We start from the raw sequence: 8622 nt of genomic DNA on the forward strand, positions 1-8622 counted from the left end.
CTGTATTCAGGCAGCGGTCATGTGAACCAGCTCAGCCGGTTGCACGTAGTTCTGAGTGCTCAGTTTAGCGGAATTTTCCAAATTCAGTTGGGCGAACCCTAGGGTATTTAATGCATCAACCGCCGCGCTGCGCGTAGCCTGGGTCGTGGCAAAGGCACTGCCATCCGCCATGTCTTCAAGGATCGTCGTTGGGTTGGAAAACGGTGTCTGATCCAGTACCGGAGCTGTGTCTTGTTCCAAAAACACATTATTGGTCGTAAACACCAAATAGTAATACTGGATATAAGACGTATGGCTGGGGAAATAGAGGTTGGGTAGAAACTCAACCCCGACCACCGTGCCGGTCATTGTGTTGGACCCGTCCGGAACCGGGTTGCTTTCCGATCCCCATAGCGCGGGGGAAACACCCGATTTGATCAACCGGATCATGACCTCTTTATAGTTGCCGTGTTCGTCTTTTAACGTCGTAATCAACGTACTGGTCAGCTTGTCCAGTTTTTGTGGCGGGCTGCCGATGACCACGTCAAACCAGCTTGGGTCATTCGCCGCAGGAGCCGGGTCGATGATGTAGGGGTGGTGATCAACCAGTTTGGGGTTGTCCCTGAACTGCTGTCGCAGATTGCCTGGCCGCAGGTAATAGGTTTCATCCGTGGACAGGTCCGCGGCATTGTAGCTAATGACATTTGACGGGGCGCTGCACTGGGTGCGGATCACAAAATGATTGGCATCCACGATAAATTCCACGCCCGAAGCCGTTGCCGCAGCCTGATCGCGGGGCAATTTGCCCTTATTCACCTCGACCGATACCAGCGTTTTGTTAGAAGCCGAAGCCAAAGGTGCAGCATTCTTCAATGCCACCGGTTCCATCAAGGCAAAGGCCTTGATCGGCGCAGCGCGCATCACGGGGGTAGGTGTCTGGCTCTCAGTCTTGCTGGGCAGGAAGTTGATAAATTCCTCCCAATTCAGGGTCGGAGCGTCCTGTTTCGAACTGCCAAAGTCAATTGCAAAGGAAATGATCGACAGATCAACAACCGCACGTCCGCCAAAATCCGGGCCCCAGACGTCCAGACCCACACCGACATGGATGGTCATCTTGATCGTGACAAACCCGATATCCAACGCAAATGTCGCACCAAGCACAATCCCGACATGGGCCTGATAGGTAAACGGTTTCCACCCAATCAGGAAATCGGCACTGGCGTGGAACCACGCGGTAATCGGGCCCAGATCGGCTGTGGCTTTGATGTCGATCCCGGCCATCAAAGCCGTGGGCACCAGCGCGAAATAGCCTTCGCCCTCAATTGTGAGTATGTCGATCTTTGCCTTAAGCGACAGTCGCGGCACATCAGGGTACAGGGCAGGTTTTTGGTAAAACGGGCTGTAGCCGCCGATGGTCAGAACAAAATCGCCCGCATGCGGCCCGCCCGTCCAGACATAGAACGCAAACCCGCCACCCAATCGGATGTCTTTGGTTAGGATGAACGACGACGGCGTGATCTCCCCTAATATCGAAATGCGATCGTTGGCCGAGGAATAGGAGACAAGGAAATTGATCTGAATATAGGCCAACGGATCGCCGCCCACATCCACAGGTAAGGTCATGCCCGAACTGCCGATAACCGCCAGTTGCAGGTCGTTGCCAATCGACACCGACAATATCGCCGTTGTCTTGATCATCTCATAGGTGGTCACATCCAGACCGGCCGCAAACCAATACTGGCCTTTACGCTGCGGAAAGAACGTCGCCAGATTTTGCAGCGCCGTCTGCATTTTCTCCAGCTTCTGCGCCGCACTGATACCGCTAAGCTCTGTCATAGACGGAATGCTGTTACCCGACGGGAGCAACGGATAATCCGCCAATTGGTCGATCGTCGGCAAAACAAAATCGCGGTTGACACCAAATCCACCCGACACACCATCGATAAAGAAGCTGGGCGGCCCGCCAATCGGCGCCGTCAGATGCACAAACAGAAACAGTGACGGGTCAGAAAGGTCGCCGGAAAACGCCCCGTAAGCGTCCAAGCCATAAGGCCCGGCTGTGACCGACAATTGTCCCAGCATGTCCAGGCTGTCACCGGGAAGATTCAAAAACCCTCCGGCGATTGTCAGGTTGGGTTTTTCGAGGCTCATAAACAGCCCGTTCAGATGGAAATGTATCTGGGAAATCGGGTCTTTCACTGTGCCGCCGGGTTTCGGAAGCGGGAAGGTGATGCCTAACCCATCTAGATACAAATCCAATCCTGCAAGGGTAAAACCACCATTAAAATAGACGCCAAACACGCCCAGTTCGCCGCCCTCCCCTTTGGGCGGGGTGGAATAGCTTAGCCCGACCTTTTCCAAGGACACAGGGCCGATGGTCTTGTTCAAATCCAGCCACGCAATCGGCGCACTGGTGGTCGTTTGGTCGGCGGCAAACGATTGCGTGCCCTGCGCAGGCGCCGCTGTCGGTGCGCCCAAGCTCATGCTGCCATCGCTATCGTCGCTGCCGAAGCTTTCCCCTGACAATGCCGCCGCTTCGATCACTGCGCTGTCGGTGGAACTCTTGTCCTCATCTTTGGCAAACAGTGCCAAAAGGTTGAATTTTGGCCCATTTAGTTTTGCTTTGGTGAAATTGGACTTTTTCTCTTCGATCTTGGCCAGATCGGGCAATGAAAACGTCAGTTTTGAACTTTTGGTCGGGAAGGTCGCGTTGGTGTAATAAAACCCTAGCTTATCGATGTTGTATTGCTCAATTCCCGGGATCGACCCGACCAATGGCAGATTGCTCACGTCCATCGGCCCGCCCAAAGCCACCCCAAAGACATAAGGCAGAGGCGTTTTGGGCGCCGCAGCGACCGCCTCATCGTCGCAGACAGCCACCGTAACTGCCGTTTTGTCTTTTTTCTCAGCGTCAAAGGTGGTGTCGTTGGTGTAGGCGAAATACAGGCTCCAATCTGTATTTCCGCCGACATCTAGGTCAAATTGACCCGCAGCATGTACTTTGGTCGGTTTGCCGGTTGCCTCTGTCGCATCCACGATCATTTTTGACAGTGTGGCGTCCCAATTCAGCGCCTGCGGGAATTGGGATGCCACATCTAGCTTCTTACCCAGCAGCACCAGAAAATCAGACAAGCCCGGAGGGTTCTTCCCCGACCAAACCGCACGCGTCGTTTTGGTGCTGACACCTTTCACGGTGCTGTTCGTGAAAGTAAGTGAGAATTTCAGGTCAACCCCGTCTTCACTATATGTCAAAACGGCTGAGATAACTTGTGTCCAAGTATTGGCAGCCTCGTGGGTCAACCCGATAGTCAACACCACAGCTAACCCCGGCTCGGCTGTGTCCTTCAGCGTGACTGTGAACGTATAATTCTTGGATTTTGTATTATACGTCACCGCCAGATTGCTTAGTGTGATGCCGGTCAACCAATCGGGCAGGTCAACTTGCCCGAACAGATTGGCGAAATCACTGATCCACGTGCCAAAGTGGATCGGATGCGTGTCGGTGGTGCCTTTGAAATCCACCCCGGAATCGGCCTTGGCATTCAGCGCGGCGCTCAAGGTTACGGTGACGCCGCCAATCTCCAGCTTGCCTTCGAAATTGCCTTTGTAATCAAACTCGCTCGACTGCGCCAAAGCGGTCGATGTCTTGGGCGTGCGAGACAAGTCAAACGACAGCGACTTGATGCTCAGATGGTTGTCGATCAACACCCATTCGTCCGTCGAAGCCGCCGATAGCTCAAACGTCTTGTCCTTAGGTTTCACTGTAAGGTTGGCCTTGGAAAACACGATTTGGGGCGCGGTGTCCGGCACCTCGATCACCCCATCAAACAACTGACTGGCAACCCAGGTCAGGTTCAGCTTTTGATCCGGTAGCAACCCGGCTTCGATCACCCAATCCTGATCCTTGGCAGTGTTCTTGATCCGGCAAAACAATGGCGCGGTGGCTATGTTGAACGCACCATAGACCTCTCCGATCACCTTGCGGTCTGCAGGCACATTGGCATCGGTGATGTCAAAATCCAGCTTGACCTGTTCAACGACAAAATAGTTCGGCAACACTGTCCAAGCATGGGCGGTCTGAACCTTGAAACTGACCTCTTTGATCACATCCGCCGTGGAATCGAACACCACATTCAGCCGGTCGATGTCGATACTGGGCAAGGTCGCAATCGCCGCGGGCAAGCTAGAGGCAAAACTCGTATCGCCTGCTAAAGACAACAGATCGGCAAATGTGTTGACTGTCGCGGTTTTTCCCGGTTGCAGGCCAAATTGCCAAATGGCCGCGTCATCAATCGTTGCATCCAATCTAAGCGGCAACTCTGTCCCACCCAGTTTCAAAGTGCCCTTGATCTGAGCTTCAGTGTGTTTTTCGGATGTCGCGGCAGCGGCTTTGACACCTTTTGCAGCCTGCTGCTTTTCGGTCATCGTAAACGACAAGCCCAGGCCAGGCTCTAAGGTCACACCGGGCGCGATCGGCCAAGCGTCAGACACTGAAAAACCGGTGTTGAAATAGCTTAAATCATCGGTTTTGGCGTTGAACGTTGCCTCTAAACCGGTCATGGCAAAAGATGTCAGCGCAGTTTCCAATTTCGCCGGCAACAGTTCATTCAACGCGCTGCCGCCTAACAACGTGACCACCTGCGCACTGGTCAGGGTTTCGTTGGTGCCGCTTGCCACGGTCATCGACCACACGCCGCCGCCTTGATAATCTAGGGTCACTGGCACCGCTGTGCCGGTGTCTAGTTTCAAAGAGGCCCCAAAATGGAATTTGGCCACCGCTCTGGTTTCCGTAATCGTCCCCCAGAACGCCACATCTTCCAGCGTGATCCATGTCAACAAAGGCAAATGCACCGCCGCCCCCGCGCCCAGATCACACGAAATCGTCGCAGTGACTGACGCCCCGTCCAGCTTAAACGTTAGGGTGACCACAATCCCGGTATAGTCAAAAACATCCGCTGTCCCTTGCAGCGTGGCGCTGTCCTGACCGATGATGACTGTGGTCGAGGTGAACTTGACCGAAGTTGATTGCAGCAAAAAGTTGAACACGTTGTCCACAAACGCCAAGTTGAACGTCTGTGGGGTCAGCGTAATGTCGCTGCCACTGGTCGGAAACTTCTTGAATGCGGTGATGATGGTCTGAAACGTGCTCATGGCTTTACCCTAGCGTGACGACAGAAGCAGGCGCGAAATCCGACCCAAGACCCAAGGCCTTTGACAGATCCGTTTTCAACGCATTGGTGCGGGTGGTACCCGCAGGGGTGCCCAGAGTTTTGACCTGGGGGGTGATCACGCGGTCGCTGCTGGGCGTGTCCGCGAAATAAGTCGCGCGATTTGGAAAACCCGCGGCCCCTTTGACATCCAGAACCGTTGTGCTGCCGGGATGTTGGGGATCAAGGTACAGCGTGATCGATGCAGGCACCGGGATCACTGTTCCATCCGGTCCCAAAACATCCTGTCCACCGATCTGGTGATACAGCTCTGGCACTTGCAATGTCTGTAGCGCTTTGCCTGCCAGCAAAGGCGACAGCGCGATAAAGGCCGGGTCAGCATTGGTGTCGCTAGCTGTTTTGTAAGCCGTCGCTGCAGCCGATAAATGGCTGCTGACCGTGGTGTCGCAAGCCTTAGCTAGGGTCAAAGAAGACCCCGCGCGCGGCAAGTCCTCGAAAATTTCCTGATACATCGTGGCCAGCAACGCAGGCGAAATCGCAGGCACCGCCACCGCCACATTGGCCGTGCGGGTTACAAAGGCATCTACAGAGCTTTTATCAGCCCCAGTGTAAATCGACTCCCACAAGGTCATGCTCGCGGCAAAGCCCTGCACCAAAAACGTGGCCATTTCCGGCAGGCCCAGCACACTGGCGTTGCCGGTGGCATCCGCTGTCCACAATCTGTTGGGTGTCCGCAGATTGACAGTTTGGGTCTCTAACTCTGACCCATTTGCATTCAGCGTCGTAACCTGCGCGGGTTGATACGATCCGTCCACGCCCCCCTGCCCCGGTAGCGCCGAAAATAGACCTGTATCTTCCAGCCCCGCGACCGACGCAATAAGCGCCGCGCTGGTGTCCGGTGTATGAGGAACAAAGGCCGAGGCCACGATAGCGCTGCTCGACAATCCGGTGATAGAAAACGTGCTGCTTACCGCACATATGGCGCCCATCGTCAGGTAAAACGCGCTGCCGATCGTGGTCACATTCGCATCCGGCTGGATCAACACGTTGGCCGTCAGGCTCGATGTTTGCTGACGTTGCTGGGCGGTCAATGGCGGCGCTGTCAGGCTTTGACGGTACCCATAGGACGTCGCCACCGGCTGCGTAGTCTGAGACGACGGGTTGCGCGGCAAAATCAGTTGCACGGGCAATGGTTGTAACTGCGCAGCCAATGCCTTGTCAGTATTGGCCGCCACCGCTTTGTTGAAAATTTCGGCCAGCGAATTTTGCTGAAAGCTGGTCTTGGTCGCGCGGTTGACCGCCTCGGATACACCACAGATCAAACAATCGATCTCAACGTCCCGTGGCTCATAGGTCACCCAGATTGTGTTGCCAAAGCGATTTGGGTCAAACATCGACCCCGCCGACGGAGCGCCAGATACCACCAGCTCAACCTCAAGATTTTGTTGGCCTGTGTGGCCAAATATATCGCCCATAGGCACGATCTGTTTGATCCCCAGCAGGTGAAACATGCTGTCGAACTGATCTGCGTACAATGCCTGCAATGCGGCCCGATCGACATAGAACCGGGTGCATGCGGTTTTTATGTTGGCCACTACCTGCGTCGACGCAAGGTCCAGCGCGGATTTCACAATCGGCTGTGCGGCGAAAAACGTGTCCAGATTGGTTTGATACTGCGCCGAAGTAATCGACCCTGTTGCGGATGTCGGCAGGATGTTGGCCGCGAAATAACTATCATACCCGTCCGGCGCCGGAGCGGAGCCCTTCGCCATCTGGCCCTGAACGGCAGGCTGCACCAGCCGGTCCAACAGGCCAGCTAACATCGACAAAACATCTTCCGCTTGTAACGCAGCGCTGGCGAAGCCATACGCCTCTGCCCCTAAACCGCCCTGATCGGTGGGTTGGGCAAATGTAGTGACAAGCGCGGTCTGCGCCTCGGTCAGGTAGCTGATATATAATGCCGCTCTTAGCAAATCCGGAGGCGTAACAGCTAAATCCGCCAAACGAGCCGATATGTCAGAATAGTTCATGTTCACCACATCCTGTGGATAAAATTTTATTCCCGATACAGCCTATTTCAATCATCAGGCCTCCATTCATTCCACCTTGAGTTGCAGCTGTATCTCTGATTTTGCCCTGATGTAGCCAACCATAGATCCAGCGCCGAATCCCTCAAGGGAAACAATTCAACCAATTGTTTTAACTACATTATTTATAAAATTAATACAATTTAATCATCAAACGCTTTACAATTAATAATTGAACGCTAACAATTGAAAACCATTATGGCTAGTATTTTTTGACGCCTTTGGTGTTTCGAGAGACAGATGCAATTTTTAGACTTAGAGGCTGTTACACGATTTGAAGAAATCAACTCAAAAGTTGGTTTGTCATTACGCGACTCAACCGTTCCTGATGAGTTTGAGATCGCGCAGGGCCAGACAAAGACGCTTACATCGGATGACACATCCGATGTTGTACTCCCGCAAACCACTTTGGAAAGCGTGGCGCATTTTGCCGATATCGCAGCGCTGGCCTATCGTGGTAAGGGTCACACTCCGAAATCTTCCTACGTCGTTCCGGACACGGCGCAGATTGATGCACTGGCAGCGGCGGCTGATCAGGGGTTACATGCGCTGTCTTCGGATCAGCGCATGCTGTTGCACAGCGCGCTTTGCGATGTGGTAGCAGACGGCGCAGGCCGCGGCGGCGCTTTGCTTGAAATCGCTGATCAGGTTCTGTTTCCCACTGCCACAAGCCTGTTTGTCACACCACGTGTGGTGATCCGCGACGGTGCGCTTTTGCGCTTTGCCGGAGCTATGCCGGTGCTGGTCAATATCGGGCAGCTTGTAATCGAAGGGGTCGGTTGCTTTGCCAGCCACACCCAGATGATGTTTTTCGCCCAATCCACTGTGGTGCAGGCTCAGGACGACCGGGCGCTTACGCTGACATCTTCCGGTCTGCATGTTAATCCCAATATCAATTTCGTGCCGCCGGATTTGCCTGTTGCAGCAACAGGCGATCCAGGGACAAATGGTACCCAGCCCGCCAAGGCGGCCAATGGCAAAAGCCACCAATCCACAACCGGAACTTGCCCTTATGTTTGCGATAAGGCGCCAGGTGATGGCGCCAAAGGGAATCCGGGCGGCACAGGTATTGTAGGTGCAAAAGGCGGCGCAGGCACGAGTATCAACCCGCCATTCCCACTCAACTTCGGAGCGGTGACAGGGGTCGTCACAGTCAATTACGGTGGCGGCAACGGACAGACCGGCGGTACCGGAGGCCCTGGCGGGCCCGGCGGACCGGGCGGCCAACCCGGGGATGCGCCCACAGGCTGTACAGCGAAAACTCAAGGACCAGTGGGTCAAGGCGGACGCGGAGGTCCTGGCGGGCCGGGGGGGCCGGGCGGCTCGGCGCCCCCCGGCCCTTATACGTACAGCGGACAAGGCAGCATCGAAATCGCATACAACGACGC

General features: G+C 54.8%; 2 protein-coding genes and 1 pseudogene. 1 reads left to right on the plus strand and 2 read right to left on the minus strand.

Going from position 1 to position 8622, the window contains the following annotated elements:
* Positions 1-6: 6 nt before the first annotated feature.
* Positions 7-5130 carry a DUF6603 domain-containing protein gene (locus CYQ09_RS01215; protein ID WP_106743600.1) on the minus strand — a complete coding sequence of 1708 codons (5124 nt, stop codon included), beginning with the start codon at positions 5128-5130 and terminating at the stop codon, positions 7-9.
* Between the two features lie 4 nt (positions 5131-5134).
* Positions 5135-7177, minus strand: coding sequence for a hypothetical protein (locus tag CYQ09_RS01220; RefSeq protein WP_106743602.1), 2043 nt, complete (start codon positions 7175-7177; stop codon positions 5135-5137).
* A 297-nt stretch (positions 7178-7474) separates the two neighbouring features.
* Here CYQ09_RS01220 and CYQ09_RS01225 point away from each other — a divergent pair.
* Positions 7475-8622, plus strand: a pseudogene (locus CYQ09_RS01225) (hypothetical protein); the annotation flags it as partial.

It is taken from the genome of Yoonia maritima (genome assembly GCF_002933395.1).
GTDB classification, from domain to species: Bacteria; Pseudomonadota; Alphaproteobacteria; order Rhodobacterales; family Rhodobacteraceae; genus Yoonia; species Yoonia maritima_A.

Excerpts from the sequence above, each read along its gene's own strand:
- CYQ09_RS01215 (WP_106743600.1), bottom strand. The coding sequence starts at position 5,130 with ATGAGCACGTTTCAGACCATCATCACCGCATTCAAGAAGTTTCCGACC.
- CYQ09_RS01220 (WP_106743602.1), bottom strand. The coding sequence starts at position 7,177 with ATGAACTATTCTGACATATCGGCTCGTTTGGCGGATTTAGCTGTTACG.